This window comes from Frateuria soli, from assembly GCF_021117385.1.
Classification (GTDB): domain Bacteria; phylum Pseudomonadota; class Gammaproteobacteria; order Xanthomonadales; family Rhodanobacteraceae; genus Frateuria_A; species Frateuria_A soli.
Genome location: NZ_CP088252.1, coordinates 3,217,478 through 3,232,258 on the forward strand (window position 1 = coordinate 3,217,478; position 14,781 = coordinate 3,232,258).

Here is a 14,781-nt window from a genome sequence, read left to right on the forward strand (position 1 = left end):
CACCGTGTGCGCGAGCGCCATCCCTGCTCCGGAGCGCCATGGCGGTCGCGCACAGGTGCGCTCCTACAGGACTTTTGCACCTCTATGGCTTCATTCATGCACCAGATTGGCGCATATCCGCCTCACGCCGCCGTGCCCGCTACCCCGTAAGCTATGCCGCTTTATCCCAGTGCCGGAGAGCCTTTAGTGAGCGACCTGATCCGCGTCATCCTGCTCGGCATCATCGAGGGCATCACCGAGTTCCTGCCGATCTCCTCGACCGGGCACCTGCTGATCGCCGAGCAACTGGGCCTGGGCCAGCGCTCGGACCTGTTCAACATCGGCATCCAGGCCGGCGCGATCCTGGCGGTGACGCTGATCTACTGGAAGCGCCTGTGGCAGTTGCTGACGCAGTGGCGTGATCCGGCCAACCGCGATTACCTGGCCAAGCTCACGGTGGCGTTCCTGATCACCGCGGTGCTCGGGTTCATCGCGGTAAAGCTCGGTTTCACGCTGCCCGATACGGTGACGCCGATCGCCTGGGCGCTGGTCATCGGCGGCTTCTGGATGATCGGCGCCGAGGCGGTGGCCGCGCGCCGCCCGGACCGGCGCGAGGTGACCTGGACGGTGGCGGTGCTGGTCGGCTTCGCACAGATGCTCGCCGGCATCTTTCCCGGCACCTCGCGCTCGGCCGCGACCATCTTCGCCGCACTGCTGGCCGGTACCAGCAACCGCGCCGCGGCGACCGAGTTCGCCTTCCTGGTCGGCATCCCGACCATGTACGCGGCGACCGGCTACGAGCTGCTGAAGGTGGTCAGGAACGATGGCATGGCGCACGAGGACTGGAGCGCGCTCGTGGTCGGCTTCGTGGTGTCGGCGATCGTCGCCTTCGCCGCGGTGAAGTGGCTGCTGGGCTACATCCGCACGCACCGCTTCACGCCGTTCGCGATCTACCGCATCGCCCTGGGCGTGGCCCTGCTGCTCTGGCTGCCGGCCGGCGGCTGAAGCGTCCGGCCGGCATGATCAGCCCGGCGGCCCCGCGACCGGCTGGGCCGGGCTGTCCAGCGCGACCGGCTCACCGATCGGGCTGAAATCAGCGGACGCGACGGGAGCCGTTTCCCTGCCAGCCAGCCTCGAAAGCGCCTCGCTGCGACTGATGCTGCGCAACGCATAGACGAACGGCACCTGGATTCGCGTCGCCACCGGTTGCCCGTCGACCAGCTCGGGCTGCGCCACGACATGCCGCATCACCGCCTCGGCGGAGGTTATGAACGCCCGGGCGTTCGGGTGGTTGATGCGGTGGCTGGCTGCGTGGATGTCGGTCAATGTGCCATCCGGGTGCACGATCGCCTCCATCACGACGGTTCCCTGGCCACGCTGGCGCAGCTCGTTTCGCGGGTACTCGGGAAGTACCGGAAAGGAGAGAGCAGGCCCATTCGATCTGTACACCGCACGCAGCCTGTAGTTGCCGTCCGCCTGGCGCACGACCTGCAGCGCGAGCCGCGCGTAGGTGCGCGCCGTCACGGCATGGCCGTCACGCACGGGTGGCTTGAAGTGCCATTGCGAAATGGTCGCCCTTGCCGGCCCCGCGAGCGTTTCGGGAACCTCGCCGGAGAGCTGGACCGCGGTGATGTTGCCATCGGTCCCGATATCGAGCGCCGCCGTGGCCCGGTATTCGCGCGCGACCTGCGCGTCGGCCGCCGCGGCGCGCACCGCCACGGCGCCGGCCGCGAGCAGCGCGCACAGCGCCCACGCCGCCGTCCTGCCTGCCAGCCCGGTACGCGGGCCTGTGCTCTTCGCACCCGCGGCAAGCGCGGCTGCGTGCACCCGTGTCGTCGATTTCATGCCTTCTCCCTGTGCTGGATGGTTCCTGCGCGACCCCGCGCGCGCGATGCCCGCGCCGCGGCTCGACACCTCAACCGCGGGGTCCGGCCGCCCGCGGCTGCACCGGACTGTCCAGTGCGACGGCCTGGCCCGATAGATCATCGGGGGCCGGGACGGTGGGTTGATCCGTTGGCCGGTCGGCCCTGGCAGTGCTCGGCGCATCATGCCTCTCGAAGGCGACCGGGATCTGCACGCGAGTGGCGATCGGTTTGCCATCGACCTGCTCGGGCAGCGCGTGGCTGTGACGTATCGCCTCTTCCACCGCCAGTGCGAACTGCCTTCTTGCGATCGGGCTGCTGAACGCGGAGGCGACCACCTTGATGTCGGTCAGGCTCCCATCCGGTTGCACCACGGCAGCCATCGTCAGGCGTCCGCCGCCCTGCACCATGGGCCATCGGGGCGGCCGAAGCGCCAGTGCCGGGCCGTTCTTGACGTAGGACACGTCCACGCCGTGGTTGCCGTCCGGATGTCTGACCAGTAGCAGGTCGACCCATGCGTAGGTGCGGGCCGTGACGGTACGTCCGCCACGCACGGGCGGCTTGAAACGCCAGCGCTTGATCGACTCCCGGGCGGGTGCGCCCAACACTGCCGGGATCTCCCCGGGCAGATCGACGCGGGTCACCTGCCCGGCCGCATCGACGTCCAGCCCGGCCTGCAGATGGTACGTCCGCACGATCTGGCCGTCGGCCGCGTGTGCCGCCCATCCGGGCAACACGAGCCCGGCCAACAGTGCCACTCCCCTTGCCAGCCCTGCCCTCATCCCTGCGCCCTCCCCGGCGGTGCATGCGACGGCAGCCTACACCGGGAAGGACCGTGGCGCGACGACCGGAACCGTCACCGGCGGCGGCGCCGGCAGCCTCGGGTTTGCCGTGCACGAAGGGCGTGCATCGACCCGCGATCCCCACGCCTTGCGCACGTCGGGTGTGCCTACGATGGTCGCGCGCCGGCCCTCCGCTCCGGCTGCATACGACGGCGTCTCCATGGCAGCAGACAAACCCCCGAGCCTGATCCGGTCGCGAATCATGCTGGCGGCGGGTTTCGTCCTGCTGACCGCGCTGCTGGCCGGGGCCTTCGTGCTGGCGGCGACGCGCGCGCAGGGGATCGACCAGCAGCAGCACATCCAGGCGGTGCGCGCGTCCCTGCGAAGCACGATGCTGACGATCCAGGGTGCCGAGACCGGACAGCGCGGCTACCTGCTGACCGGCGAGAAGACCTATCTGGCGCCCTATATCCGCGCGCGCGGCCGCTTGAGGACATTGCTGCAGACGCTCGACCGCCAGGTCTCGGACCCGCAACGGCGTCGCTACCTGCCCGAGCTGCGCGCATTGATCGCGGGCAAGCTGGCCGAGCTGGCGCAGACGCTCTCCTACTACGACCGTGGCGAACATGCGAAGGCGACAGACCTGGTCCGGTCCAACCTGGGCATGCAGCTGATGGAGCGCATCCGCACCCTGCTGGCCTCGATGCTGGCCGACTGCGACCGCAGCATCGCCGCCCAGCAGGCAAGGGAGCGCCTGCTCTCGCGCTGGGTGCTGACCGGCGCGTCGGCGTCCGCGCTGGCGATCCTGGGGCTGGCGATGCTGACCCTGCGCGAGATGTCCCGCCGCCACTACATCATGGTGCGCGCCCGGGACGAACTGCTCGCTGCGAGCGAGGCGCTGCGGCGAAGCACCGAACGCCAGGCGATGCTGGAAGAGGCCGTGCGCCAGTCGCGCAAGATGGAGGCGCTGGGCGCGCTGACCGGCGGCATGGCGCACGACTTCAACAACATGCTCGCGGTGGTGATGGGCAACCTGGAGCTGCTGAAGGCGCGCCTGGCCCGGGGCAACCACGATGTCGGGCGCCACGTCGGCTACGCGCTGGAAGCAACGCGACGTGCCGGCGAACTCACCCAGCGGCTGCTGGCCTTTGCGCGCAAGCAGCCGCTGCACGCGATACTGGTGGCGACGGACGAGGTGGTGGCCAATACCACCGAAGTGATCCGCCGCACGCTCGGCGGCATCTACAGCGTGGAGCTGCAACAGGCACCGGACCTGTGGAAGACCCGGGTGGACGTGACCCAGCTGGAAAGCACGCTGATCAACCTGGCCGTGAACGCGCGTGACGCCATGCCCGGCGGCGGGCGCCTGACCGTGCAGACGGCCAACGTGTTCCTCGACGAAGAGTTCGCCGGCGGCCGGCCCGACGTGGCCCGCGGGGCCTACGTGATGATTGCGGTGACCGACACCGGCCAGGGCATGGCGCCCGAGGTCCGGCGCAAGGCCTTCGAACCATTCTTCACCACCAAGGCGGCAGGCAAGGGCACCGGCCTGGGGCTGAGCCAGGTGTACGGCTTCATCAAGCAGACCGGCGGGCACGTGGACATCGAGAGCGAGGTCGGCAGGGGCACCACGATCCGCGTTTACCTGCCGCGCGCCGACGGTGCCGCCGCGACCGGCGCGGCGCGGTCCGAACGAGCGCGCGACGGCATGCCGCGCGGCGACGGCGCCACCCTGATCCTGCTGGTCGACGACGACATCGGCGTGCGCGTATTCACGGCCGAGGCGCTGACCGAGCTGGGGTACCGCGTGCTGACCGCATCCAGCGGCCACGAGGGGCTGGCCGTGCTCGATGCCCACCCGCGGATCGACCTGTTGCTCACCGACGTGGAGATGGCGCAGCTCACCGGCTGGGAACTGGCCGATATCGCGCGGCAGGTGCGGCCGGGCCTGAAGGTACTGCTGATGACCGGCTTCACCCGCGCGGCCACCGAGCGCTTCGGCGAGCGTGTCGCCGGCGCCGGGTTGCTGCGCAAACCGTTCACGCTGGAGGAGCTGGCCCATCGCGTGCATGGCTTGCTCTCGGAAGGCCCTGACCCGCCGCCGGCCACCCCTCTCCGGGCATGACTGCGATGAACGCCATTCGCCCGTTGCCTTGGGGCGATCCGGTCGCATGCGCCCGGGACGGGCCGGGCTCCGACGCCGGCTCGCGTTGTCGGTCGGGCCTCCCGCGGTCAGGCGGCCGCGGCGGGCGCGCCCTGCCTGGTCGTTCCCCCCGGCAGCGGCGCCCGGAACTGCGGCTCGTTGGTCCGCTCGAACAGCTCGCGCACCCATTCGATGAAGGCCTGCACGCGCGCGGACAGGTGCTTCTTCTGCGGGTAGACGATCCACACCGGCTTGCCGGTGGAGCGGGTATCGGCCATCACCAGCTGCAGTTTTCCCCAGTCGAGCATGCAGGCGACCATCATGTGCGGAGCCTGGGTGATCCCCAGGCCCGCGGCCACCGCCTGGATCACCGATTCGGCATCGTTGATCAGCAGGTGGCCCTCGACGTCCACCGCGATCGGACCGTTGGCCCCGTCGAACATCCATTGCCGCGGGCGGCCGTTGGGATAGACATAGTTGATGCAGCGGTGCTGCTTGAGGTCGTCGATGGTCTGCGGCGCGCCGTAGCGCGCCAGGTAGGCCGGCGAGGCACACACCACGTTGCGCAGGTAGCCGATCTTGCGGGCGATCAGGCTGGAGTCTTCCAGCTCGCCCACGCGGATCGCGCAGTCGATGCCCTCGCCGTTGAGATCCGCCGGCAGGTCGCTCATCGACAGTTCCAGCCGGATGTCCGGGTAGCGCTGCTCGAACTCGGCCAGGCGCGGGATCAGCGCGGCACGTCCCACCGCCAGCGACACAGCCACGCGCAGCTTGCCCACCGGCTTGCGGTTGGCGTAGCCCAGCGCCTCGGTCGCTTCGGCGAGGTCGGCCAGGATGTCCTTGCAGCGGGCGTGGAAAACGGCGCCGTCGTCGGTCAGCCGCAGCGAGCGGGTCGAACGGAACAACAGGCGCGCGCCCAGGCGCTCCTCCAGCCGGGATACGGCGCGGCTGACGCCCGAGGGCGTCATGCCCAGTTGCGCGGCGGCGGCAGCGAAGCTCTTGGCCTCGACTACGCGGACAAAGGCTGAAATTGCTGCGAAGTCTTCCATCGAGCCTACTCCAGGGTGATTCGTGACTCGATGTCACGATTGCATTGCACCAAGCCCCGCTTTTCTATACCGGCAAGTATACCTATTCTCCCGGGCCTTCGCCGGTTCTGTACCGACCGGTGCACTAATTTAAACCGGGAGCGCAACATGAAAAAGCGATGGGTCCTCTTGAGCCTGGCCGTGGCGGTGGCGGCAGGCAGCTGGGCGGTGCTCGGCAGCCACGGCCAGAGCCACGCGCAGGAAGCCGGTGCGCCGCCGCCCGCGGTCACCGTGGCGCAGACGCTGGTGCGCCCGGTCAGCGACACCGACGCCTTCACCGGCCGCCTGCAGGCAGTGGACACCGTCCAGGTGCATCCGCGCGTGAGCGGGTACGTCACTGCCGTGCACTTCACCGAAGGCGCGCGGGTGCGCAAGGGCGAACTGCTGTTCACCATCGATCCGCGGCCCTATCAGGCCGAGGTGAATCGCCTCGCGGCCACGCTGGAGCAGGCGCGCGCCGAACAGAAGCTGGCCGAATCCAATGCCGGGCGCGCGAAGAAGCTGCTGGCGCAGCACGCGATCTCCACCCAGGAGGCCGACCGCCTGGCGACCGCGGCGGCCAGCGCCAGGGCGCAGGCCTCGGCCACCGGCGCGGCACTGGAAGCGGCCCGGCTGGACCGCGGCTTCACCGAGGTGCGCGCGCCGATCGACGGCCGCGTCAGCAATGCGCGAATCACCGCCGGCAACCTGGTGACGCCGGCCGACGTGCTGACCAGCGTGGTCAGCGTCGACCCGATGTATGCCTACTTCACCATCGACGAGCACGCGTATCTGAAGCTCGACCAGCTGCGCCGCGAGCGTGGCGTCGCCCCGCAGGTGGCGATGGGGCTGGTGGACGAGGAGGGTTATCCGCACGCCGGCCGCATCGACTTCGTCGACAACCAGCTCGATGCCGACAGCGGCACGATGCGCCTGCGCGCGGTGTTCGACAACGACGACGGCCGCTACACGCCGGGCCTCTACGTGCGACTGGAACTGCGCACGCCCAGCCGCCAGCCGCGCGCGCTGATCGACGAGCGCGCGGTCGGCACGGACCTGGGCAACAAGTTCGTCTACGTGCTCGAGCCCGACCACAAGGTGGCCTACCGCAAGGTCACGCTGGGGCCGCTGGTCGACGGGCTGCGCGTGGTCACGAAGGGCCTCTCCGCCAAGGACGTGGTGGTGGTCAACGGCTTGCAGCACGTGCGTCCGGGGATGCAGGTCAGCCCCACGCTGGTGGCGATGGAGAGCCGCGGCCTGGGCGCCGATGGCCGGTTGGCCGGCGCCGACGCTGGCGGCAGCCGCAAGGTCGCCTCGCGCAACTGAAACAGCTCCCTGCAGGAGCACCCCGCGGGCGCGACCAGGATGGTGGTCGCGCCCAAGGGCGCTCCCGCGATGAAAGGTCCAGGAACCCCTTATGAAACTCCCCCAATATTTCGTGGAGCGGCCGATCCTCGCCGGCGTGCTGTCGGTGCTGATCGTGATCGCCGGCGCGATCTCGCTATTCAAGCTGCCGATCGGCGAATACCCCGAAGTGGTCCCGCCGACGGTGGTCGTGCGCGCCACCTATCCCGGCGCCAACCCCAAGGTGATCGCCGCTACCGTCGCCACGCCGCTGGAGGAGCAGATCAACGGCGTCGAAGGCATGCTCTACACCTCCTCGCAGGCCACCAGCGACGGCGCGATGACGCTGACGGTCACCTTCGCGCTGGGCACCGACCTGGACAACGCCCAGGTGCAGGTGCAGAACCGCGTGGCGCAGGCCTTGCCGCGCTTGCCCGAGGAAGTGCAGCGGCTCGGCGTGACCACGCAGAAGAGCTCGCCGGACCTGACCATGGTCGTGCACCTGATCTCGCCCGACCAGCGCTACGACATGCTGTACCTGTCCAACTACGCGCGGCTGCACATCAAGGACCAGCTCGCGCGCCTCGACGGTATCGGCGACGTGCAGCTGTTCGGTGCCGGCGAGTATTCAATGCGGGTGTGGCTGAACCCGGAGAAGCTCGCGATGCGCGGCCTGACCACGGGCGACGTGGTCAATGCGATCCGCGAGCAGAACGTGGACGTCGCGGCCGGCTCGCTCAATGCGCCGCCTGCGCCCAACGGCGCGGCGTTCCAGCTCAACATCAACACCCGCGGCCGCCTGGTCACCGAGGACGACTTCGCCAACATCGTGCTGCGCACGACCACCGATGGCGCGGTCACCCACCTGCGTGACGTGGCGCGCGTCGAGCTGGGCTCGAACAACTACGCGCTGCGCAGCCTGCTGGACAACAAGCCGGCGGTGGCGATGCCGATCTTCGCCCGGCCGGGTTCCAACGCGATCCAGATCTCCGACGAAGTACGCGCCGCCATGGCGCAGCTCAAGTCCGAGTTCCCGCAGGGCGTGGACTACAGGATCGTCTACGACCCGACCGTGTTCGTGCGCGGCTCGATCGAGGCGGTGGTGCATACGCTGTTCGAGGCGATCCTGCTGGTCGTGCTGGTGGTGATCCTGTTCCTGCAGACCTGGCGCGCCTCGGTCATCCCGCTGGTGGCGGTGCCGGTGTCGCTGGTGGGCACCTTCGCGGTGATGTACCTGGCCGGCTTCTCGCTCAATGCGTTGAGCCTGTTCGGCCTGGTGCTCGCCATCGGCATCGTGGTGGACGACGCCATCGTGGTGGTGGAGAACGTCGAACGCCACATCGAGCACGGGCTCAAACCGAAGGAAGCCACCCGGCGCGCGATGACCGAGGTGACCGGTCCGATCGTGGCCACGGCGCTGGTGCTGTGCGCGGTGTTCATCCCGGCGGCCTTCATCAGCGGCCTGACCGGCGAGTTCTACCGCCAGTTCGCGCTGACCATCGCGATCTCCACGGTGATCTCGGCGTTCAACTCGCTGACCCTGAGCCCGGCGCTCGCCGCGCTGCTGCTCAAGGAGCGCGGTGCGCCGAAGGACCGTTTCAGCCTCCTGCTCGATCGCGGCTTCGGCTGGCTGTTCCGCCCGTTCAACCGGATGTTCGTGCGCGGCGCCGACCGCTACGTCGGCGGCGTGCGGCGCGTGCTCGGCAAGGGCGCACCCGCGCTGGTGATCTACGGCGCGCTGGTGGCGCTGGGCGTGTTCGGCTTCGTCCACGTGCCGACCGGCTTCGTGCCTTCGCAGGACAAGCAATACCTGGTGTCGTTCGCGCAATTGCCCGATGCCGCCTCGCTGGACCGTTCCGAGGACGTAATCCGCCGGATGAGCGCGATCGCCCTGAAGCAGCCGGGCGTGGAGAGCGCGGTGGCGTTCCCGGGGCTGTCGATCAACGGCTTCACCAATTCGCCCAACAGCGGCATCGTGTTCGTCACGCTCAAGCCGTTCGAGGAGCGCTCCGACCCGTCGCTCTCGGCCGGTGCGATCGCCGGTGCACTCAACCAGCAATACGCCGCGATCCAGGACGCCTACATCGCGGTGTTCCCGCCGCCGCCGGTGATGGGCCTGGGCACGATCGGCGGCTTCCGCATCCAGATCGAGGATCGCTCCGACCAGGGCTTCGAGGAACTGTTCAAGCAGACCCAGAACCTGATCGCGCAAAGCCAGAAGACGCCGGCGCTGGCCGGGCTGTTCTCCAGCTACCAGGTGAGCGTGCCGCAAATCGATGCCGAGGTGGACCGCGAAAAGGCCAAGGCCGAGGGCGTGAACCTGGCCGAGGTCTACCAGACCATGCAGGCCTACATGGGCTCGCTCTACGTCAACGACTTCAACCGTTTCGGGCGCACCTACCAGGTCAACGTCTCGGCCGAGCCGGGCTTCCGCCGCGAACCGGAGGACATCCTGCGGCTGAAGACGCGCAATGCCGCGGGCGAGCCGGTGCCGCTGGGTTCGTTCGTGCAGGTGCACCAGGGCGTCGGTCCGGACCGCGTGCAGCACTACAACGGCTACCCGACCGCCGAGATCAACGGCGGCCCGGCGCCGGGCTACAGCTCCGGCCAGGCACAGGCGGCGATGGAGAAGCTGGCCAAGGACAACCTGCCCAACGGCATGAGCTACGAGTGGACCGAGCTCACCTACCAGCAGATCCTGGCTGGCAACACCGCGGTACTCGTCTTCCCGCTGTGCGTGCTGCTGGTGTTCCTGGTGCTGGCCTCGCTGTACGAGAGCCTGACCCTGCCGCTGGCGGTGATCCTGATCGTGCCGATGGTGCTGTTGTCCGCGATCGCCGGCGTGTGGCTCTCGGGCGGGGACAACAACATCTTCACCCAGATCGGCCTGATCGTGCTGGTGGGCCTGGCCTGCAAGAACGCCATCCTGATCGTGGAGTTCGCCCGCGAGGCGCAGATCCACGAAGGGCTCGATCGTCGCGCCGCGGTGCTGGAAGCGGCACGGCTGCGGTTGCGCCCGATCCTGATGACCAGCTTCGCTTTCATCATGGGCGTGGTGCCGCTGGTGACCTCGCACGGCGCCGGCGCGGAGATGCGTCATGCGATGGGCGTGGCGGTGTTCTCCGGCATGTTGGGCGTGACCTTCTTCGGCTTGCTGTTCACCCCCCTCTTCTACGTGATCGTGCGCGGCTGGAGCGAACGTACGGCGGCGCGGCGCGCCGTGCGCCACGCGGCGCTGCCGGTCGCGATCGAGGAGCATTGAGATGTCACAAGTTACGAAAAGCGTGCTCCCTCTCCCTGCCGGGGAGAGGACCGGGGTGAGGGGCCGCTCTAGCCTCGGCCCGTCATCAGAGCCGGCTCTTATGAAGCTCCCCGCGAGCCCCGTCCCCTCACCCCAACCCTCCCCCCCATCCTTGGTAAGAGCCGGGGGAGAGGGAGCCAAGACCGCGCGGCGTGTCCTGGCTGTGGTCATGGCCGCGCTCCTCGCCGGCTGCATCAACGTCGGGCCCGACTACCAGCCCCCGGTGGAGAAGCCGGTCACGCTGCAGGGCATCGACGCCGCGCACCAGTCCAGCGCCGCCTTCCAGGCCGACTGGTGGAAGCAGTTCAACGACCCGACGCTCGACGCCCTGATCACCCGCGCGGCAAGGAACGCCCCGGACCTGAAGATCGCCCTGGCCCACCTGAAGGAGGCTCGCGCCCTCCTCGGCACCGCGCGTTCCGGGCAGTGGCCGGACATCGAAACCGGCGCCAGCTACACGCGCAGCCGCGGCCAGACACCGGGCTTCAGCGAGCAGCGCACCACCACGATCACCTACCAGGCCGGCTTCGACGCCAGCTGGGAGCTGGACCTGTTCGGCGGCGTGCGCCGCCAGGTCGAGGCCGCGCGCGCCGACAGCGAAGCCGCGGCGGCGTCGCTGCAGGATGCGCAGGTGACGTTGTTCGCCGAGGTCGCGCGCAACTATTTCGACCTGCGTGGCGCGCAGCTGCGCATCCAAGTCGCGCAGCGCGACATCGCCAACCAGCGCGAGGCGCTGGAGGTGATCGAAAGCCGCGCCGCGCTCGGCACCGGTTCCGGGCAGGACGTCGCCAGCGCCCGCGCGCGCCTGGCCGGCGTCGAGGCCACGCTGCCGGTGCTCGCCACGCAGGCGCAGGCCGATACGTTCCGCCTGGCCGTCCTGCTGGGCGAGCGGCCGGGTGCGCTGGATATCGACCTCTCCTCCGCGCACTTCACGCCGATCGACGCCACCCTGCCGATCGGCAACGCCGATGACGTATTGCGCCGGAGGCCGGACATCCGCATTGCGCAGCGCAACCTCGCCGCCGCCACGGCGCGCATCGGCGTGGCGAAGGCGGACTGGTTCCCGCACGTGCGGCTGGGCGGTTTCCTCGGCTTCCTGGCGGGTCGCAGCAACGACTTCGGCAGCCCGCAGACGCGCGCCTGGTCGATCGCGCCCAGCATCAGCTGGTCCGGCCTCAACGTGCAGCGCGTGCGCTCGGGCGTGAAGGCGAGCGAAGCCCGCGCGGACGGCGCGCTGGCCAGCTACCAGCGCACCGTGCTGCGCGCGCTGGAGGAAGTGGATAACGCGCTGGTCGGCTACAACCAGCAGCGCGTACGCGTGCAGCACCTGCTCGAGCAGGCGGACCAGAGCGAACGGGCCGCGAAGCTGGCGAAGATCCGCTACGACGCCGGCGCCATCGACTACCTGGAGTTGCTCGACGCCGAGCGCACCCGGCTCTCCGCCGAGGACCAGCTGGCCGGGGCCGAGGCCGCCATCAACCTGCAGGCGATCGCGCTGTACAAGGCGCTGGGCGGCGGCTGGCAGGCCTGCGGCGATGAAACCTGTACCGGGATGGCGCAGGCCAATGGGGGCGAGCGTTAGTCCGGTGCGGGACCGCTACCGACCCCGCTTCGGGCACCTTTCCCCGTACACCGGGGAAGGACTGGACGCGCCGGACCCCGAGCCTTCCGGGGCCAGGCCACGCCACGCTAGCGTTGCACCATCACCGCGAACCAGCCCCACCCCCGTACCCGCTCGGTGATCAGCTTGGCGCTGGTGAGCATCGGCACCGCGAGCAGCGCGCCGGGGATGCCCCACAGCCAGCCCCACACCAGGAGCCAGATCAGGATGGCGATCGGCGACAGCCGCATGCGGTGGCCCTGGATCATCGGCGTGATCAGGTTGCCTTCGATCGCGGTCATGCCGGCAAAGGTCAACGCCGGCAGCAGCGCCGTGCCCAGGTCGTGCGAGTGGATCATGCCGACCAGCCCCAGCACGATGGTGGTGGTGATCGCGCCCACGTAGGGAATGAAGTTGGCCGTCATCGCCACCGCGCCCCACAGCAGCGGATCGGGCATGTCGTAAAGCCACAGCATCAGCGTGGTCAGCGCACCGAGGCTGGCGTTGATCAGCAGCGCGGTGAGCAGGTAGCGCGACACTTCGATCTGGATACTGCGAACGATTTCCACCGCATGTCGCTTGTAGGCGAAGCCGGGCGAGATCTCCACCAGTCTTCGCAACAGCGAGTCGCCGTAGACAAGGAAGAAGAACACCAGCAGCACCACGGTAAGTATGGCCGCCAGCACCTTGGGCGCGGTGGAGACCACGTCCCAGGCGGAGATCGCCACCGTGGCCGACTGCGGCACGGTGCGTACCGGGCCGCCGACCAGCGTCTGCGTGGCGCGGTTGGCCGCCTCCAGCGGCTTGGTGACGCTGCGCAGCTTGGGCACGAAGCTGCGGATCGCCGCCGGTGCGCCATGGAACCAGCCCAGCGCCGGCTGCGCCAGCGCGCCGACACCCGCGCCCAGCCCGGCCAGCAAGGCGACCACCAGCACGCTGGCGGTGAGCCAGCGCGGTAACCGGTGGCGGGCGCCGGACGCCACGATCGGGTTGAGCGCCAACCCGATGAAGGCGGCCAGCACCAGCGGGATCAGCAGGACGCGGGAAATCGTGACGGTGTACAGCAACGCCAGCACCAGCAACGCGTTGAGTACCACGCGCACCGCCAGCAGGTGCCTGCGCAGGCTGCGCGCGAAGCGCAACTGGGGCGAGCCGGCGATCGGTGCCGGCACGGTCGCCGACGCGTCGACCGCAGCCGGCGCGACGACCGGATCGGGGCCGTTCATACGTCCTCGGCGGCGCTCTGCGCGGCAGTGTGCGCGGCCAGGAAACTGGCGCCGATGGTCGTGGCTTCGTGCAGCAGCGCACCGAACAGATGATTCATGCCGGGCAGGTGCGACGGCCTGGCGTGGGAGTGCCCGAGCAGGAAACCGCCCGCCGCCGCGGCGCCGAGGATCACGAACGGGTGGCGCTCGCCCCGTGCCAGCAGGGCCGAGGCGGGGAGCGCGACTGCGTGGCGCGCCTCGTGCATCCGCTGTTGCGCGGCGCGTACCCGCGCGTGTTCGCCGAACATGCTCATGCCGCGTCCTCCCGCTCTACCCGGCGGCGGGCCCGCGCCCGCGTCTCGCGCATCATCGCACCCCACTCGGTGCGCGTGACGGGAAGGCTCATCCAGTGCATGCAGCGGCGGAAGAACAGGATGGCCGCAAGCATGAAGACCAGTTGCAGCACGGACAGCGTCACCAGCGCCCAGGCCCAGGACCCGAACCATTTGGCCAGCAGCACGCCGACCAGTGCCAGCAGGCTCAGGCCAAGGCCGACCCCGGCGACGGTGGCGGCCAGGCCGGCCAGCAGCATCCACGAGAGTGCGCTGCGGGCCAGCCCCACTTCGGCCGACAGCAGCTCCAGCTGCGCACCGAACAGGTCCTTGATGGCGTGGCCGAGCCCGGTGAGCTCGGCGAGCACGCCCGAGGGCGGTGCCGCGCCAGCGGTCCCGTCATCGGTGGTTTCATGTTCGGCCTCTGGCATCCCTGGCACTCGTCGGTTGGAGGGGTCAGCGACGCAGGATACGGCCGAGCAGCCAGCCGGCGCCGACCGCGATGGCGATCGACTGCATCGGCTTCTCGCGCACGTACTCGCGCGCCTGGTCCATCCAGAGCTCGGCCTTGTCCATGGTCTCGTCGCGCATCTGGCGGCCACGCTCGCTCAGGTCGGCGGCCTTGTCGCTGGCCCGGTGCGCAGCGTCCGCGGTCCGGTCGGCCGCATGGTGGACGCCTGCCTCGACCCGGTCGGCGGTGGCGTTGACTGCCTGCTTGGTGCGAGCCACCGCCTCGGAGGTGGCGTGCTTGACGCGCTCGGCGCCCTGATCAATGCGGGTGTGCGCCTTGGGGGTATCCAGCGAATCGGCCGCATCGGAGGCGGCCATGGCCGGATTCGACGCGGCCGGATTCGAACCGGGGTCGCGCGGCGTGGACGAGCTGTGGATCGGATGGGTCATGGCGTTCTCCCGGTGGGTGGTGACGACGACGCCGCCTCAACTGGCGCGGCGGAAGAAGGCGATGATCGCCAGAATCAGGAAGATGACGAACAGGATTTTAGCGATGCCCGCCGCGGCGCCGGCAATGCCGCCGAAGCCGAGGATGGCAGCAATGATCGCGATGACCAGAAAGACGATGGCGTAATGCAGCATGACGACTTCCTCATGAGTGAGAGACGATCCCCTTCCTGGGCCGGCCTGCGAGGCCCGATGCGACTCATTCATCC

General features: G+C 69.4%; 13 protein-coding genes. 5 read left to right on the forward strand and 8 right to left on the reverse strand.

Features of this window, described 5'->3' with window-relative positions:
• The first annotated feature begins 186 nt into the window (after positions 1–186).
• Positions 187–984: an undecaprenyl-diphosphate phosphatase gene (locus LQ771_RS14735; protein ID WP_231350130.1), complete on the forward strand. Its 798-nt coding sequence runs from the start codon at positions 187–189 to the stop codon at positions 982–984.
• A gap of 18 nt (positions 985–1,002) precedes the next feature.
• On the opposite strand, the gene LQ771_RS14740 is transcribed toward LQ771_RS14735, so the two are convergent.
• Both LQ771_RS14740 and LQ771_RS14745 read right to left on the reverse strand, forming a co-directional pair.
• Positions 1,003–1,824 carry an energy transducer TonB gene (locus LQ771_RS14740; protein WP_231350131.1) on the reverse strand — a complete coding sequence of 274 codons (822 nt, stop codon included), beginning with the start codon at positions 1,822–1,824 and terminating at the stop codon, positions 1,003–1,005.
• 70 nt (positions 1,825–1,894) lie between these two features.
• Entirely contained in the window at positions 1,895–2,599 is a 705-nt protein-coding gene (locus tag LQ771_RS14745; protein WP_231350132.1) for an energy transducer TonB, read from the reverse strand.
• A 244-nt stretch (positions 2,600–2,843) separates the two neighbouring features.
• Here LQ771_RS14745 and LQ771_RS14750 point away from each other — a divergent pair, with 244 nt between their 5' ends.
• On the forward strand, positions 2,844–4,748 hold the full coding sequence (locus LQ771_RS14750) for a CHASE3 domain-containing protein (RefSeq protein WP_231350133.1): 1,905 nt from the start codon (positions 2,844–2,846) through the stop codon (positions 4,746–4,748).
• A 107-nt stretch (positions 4,749–4,855) separates the two neighbouring features.
• Here the strand turns inward: LQ771_RS14750 and LQ771_RS14755 are convergent, their stop codons facing one another.
• Positions 4,856–5,815 (reverse strand): LysR family transcriptional regulator, encoded by a 960-nt coding sequence (locus LQ771_RS14755; protein ID WP_231350134.1) that lies wholly within the window; start codon positions 5,813–5,815, stop codon positions 4,856–4,858.
• Positions 5,816–5,962: 147 nt separating this feature from the next.
• On the opposite strand from LQ771_RS14755, the gene LQ771_RS14760 reads away from it, so the two are divergent.
• The 3 genes from LQ771_RS14760 to LQ771_RS14770 all read left to right on the forward strand — a co-directional run bounded on the left by LQ771_RS14760 (position 5,963) and on the right by LQ771_RS14770 (position 12,060).
• Positions 5,963–7,159: an efflux RND transporter periplasmic adaptor subunit gene (locus LQ771_RS14760; protein ID WP_231350135.1), complete on the forward strand. Its 1,197-nt coding sequence runs from the start codon at positions 5,963–5,965 to the stop codon at positions 7,157–7,159.
• A 91-nt stretch (positions 7,160–7,250) separates the two neighbouring features.
• A complete protein-coding gene (locus LQ771_RS14765; RefSeq protein WP_231350136.1) occupies positions 7,251–10,439 on the forward strand; it encodes an efflux RND transporter permease subunit in 3,189 nt (1,062 codons plus the stop codon).
• Between the two features lie 208 nt (positions 10,440–10,647).
• Positions 10,648–12,060: an efflux transporter outer membrane subunit gene (locus tag LQ771_RS14770; RefSeq protein WP_231350137.1), complete on the forward strand. Its 1,413-nt coding sequence runs from the start codon at positions 10,648–10,650 to the stop codon at positions 12,058–12,060.
• Positions 12,061–12,167: 107 nt separating this feature from the next.
• Here LQ771_RS14770 and LQ771_RS14775 read toward each other — a convergent pair whose 3' ends face one another.
• The 5 genes from LQ771_RS14775 to LQ771_RS14795 form a co-directional block, all read right to left on the reverse strand.
• A complete protein-coding gene (locus LQ771_RS14775; RefSeq protein ID WP_231350138.1) occupies positions 12,168–13,304 on the reverse strand; it encodes an AI-2E family transporter in 1,137 nt (378 codons plus the stop codon).
• Positions 13,301–13,597 (reverse strand): hypothetical protein, encoded by a 297-nt coding sequence (locus LQ771_RS14780; protein ID WP_231350139.1) that lies wholly within the window; start codon positions 13,595–13,597, stop codon positions 13,301–13,303. The genes LQ771_RS14775 and LQ771_RS14780 overlap by 4 nt, the downstream gene beginning before the upstream one ends.
• Complete coding sequence (locus LQ771_RS14785; protein WP_231350140.1) at positions 13,594–14,046, reverse strand: ABC transporter ATP-binding protein; 453 nt, start codon at positions 14,044–14,046, stop codon at positions 13,594–13,596. The genes LQ771_RS14780 and LQ771_RS14785 overlap by 4 nt, the downstream gene beginning before the upstream one ends.
• A 25-nt stretch (positions 14,047–14,071) precedes the next feature.
• Entirely contained in the window at positions 14,072–14,443 is a 372-nt protein-coding gene (locus tag LQ771_RS14790) for an ElaB/YgaM/YqjD family protein (protein ID WP_231351934.1), read from the reverse strand.
• 108 nt (positions 14,444–14,551) lie between these two features.
• On the reverse strand, positions 14,552–14,707 hold the full coding sequence (locus tag LQ771_RS14795) for a DUF1328 domain-containing protein (protein ID WP_091335435.1): 156 nt from the start codon (positions 14,705–14,707) through the stop codon (positions 14,552–14,554).
• Between the last annotated feature and the right edge of the window lie 74 nt (positions 14,708–14,781).

Excerpts from the sequence above, each read along its gene's own strand:
- LQ771_RS14775 (WP_231350138.1), bottom strand. The coding sequence starts at position 13,304 with ATGAACGGCCCCGATCCGGTCGTCGCGCCGGCTGCGGTCGACGCGTCG.
- LQ771_RS14760 (WP_231350135.1), top strand. The coding sequence starts at position 5,963 with ATGAAAAAGCGATGGGTCCTCTTGAGCCTGGCCGTGGCGGTGGCGGCA.
- LQ771_RS14765 (WP_231350136.1), top strand. The coding sequence starts at position 7,251 with ATGAAACTCCCCCAATATTTCGTGGAGCGGCCGATCCTCGCCGGCGTG.
- LQ771_RS14790 (WP_231351934.1), bottom strand. The coding sequence starts at position 14,443 with ATGGCCGCCTCCGATGCGGCCGATTCGCTGGATACCCCCAAGGCGCAC.
- LQ771_RS14740 (WP_231350131.1), bottom strand. The coding sequence starts at position 1,824 with ATGAAATCGACGACACGGGTGCACGCAGCCGCGCTTGCCGCGGGTGCG.
- LQ771_RS14785 (WP_231350140.1), bottom strand. The coding sequence starts at position 14,046 with ATGCCAGAGGCCGAACATGAAACCACCGATGACGGGACCGCTGGCGCG.
- LQ771_RS14755 (WP_231350134.1), bottom strand. The coding sequence starts at position 5,815 with ATGGAAGACTTCGCAGCAATTTCAGCCTTTGTCCGCGTAGTCGAGGCC.
- LQ771_RS14780 (WP_231350139.1), bottom strand. The coding sequence starts at position 13,597 with ATGAGCATGTTCGGCGAACACGCGCGGGTACGCGCCGCGCAACAGCGG.
- LQ771_RS14770 (WP_231350137.1), top strand. The coding sequence starts at position 10,648 with ATGGCCGCGCTCCTCGCCGGCTGCATCAACGTCGGGCCCGACTACCAG.
- LQ771_RS14750 (WP_231350133.1), top strand. The coding sequence starts at position 2,844 with ATGGCAGCAGACAAACCCCCGAGCCTGATCCGGTCGCGAATCATGCTG.
- LQ771_RS14795 (WP_091335435.1), bottom strand. The coding sequence starts at position 14,707 with ATGCTGCATTACGCCATCGTCTTTCTGGTCATCGCGATCATTGCTGCC.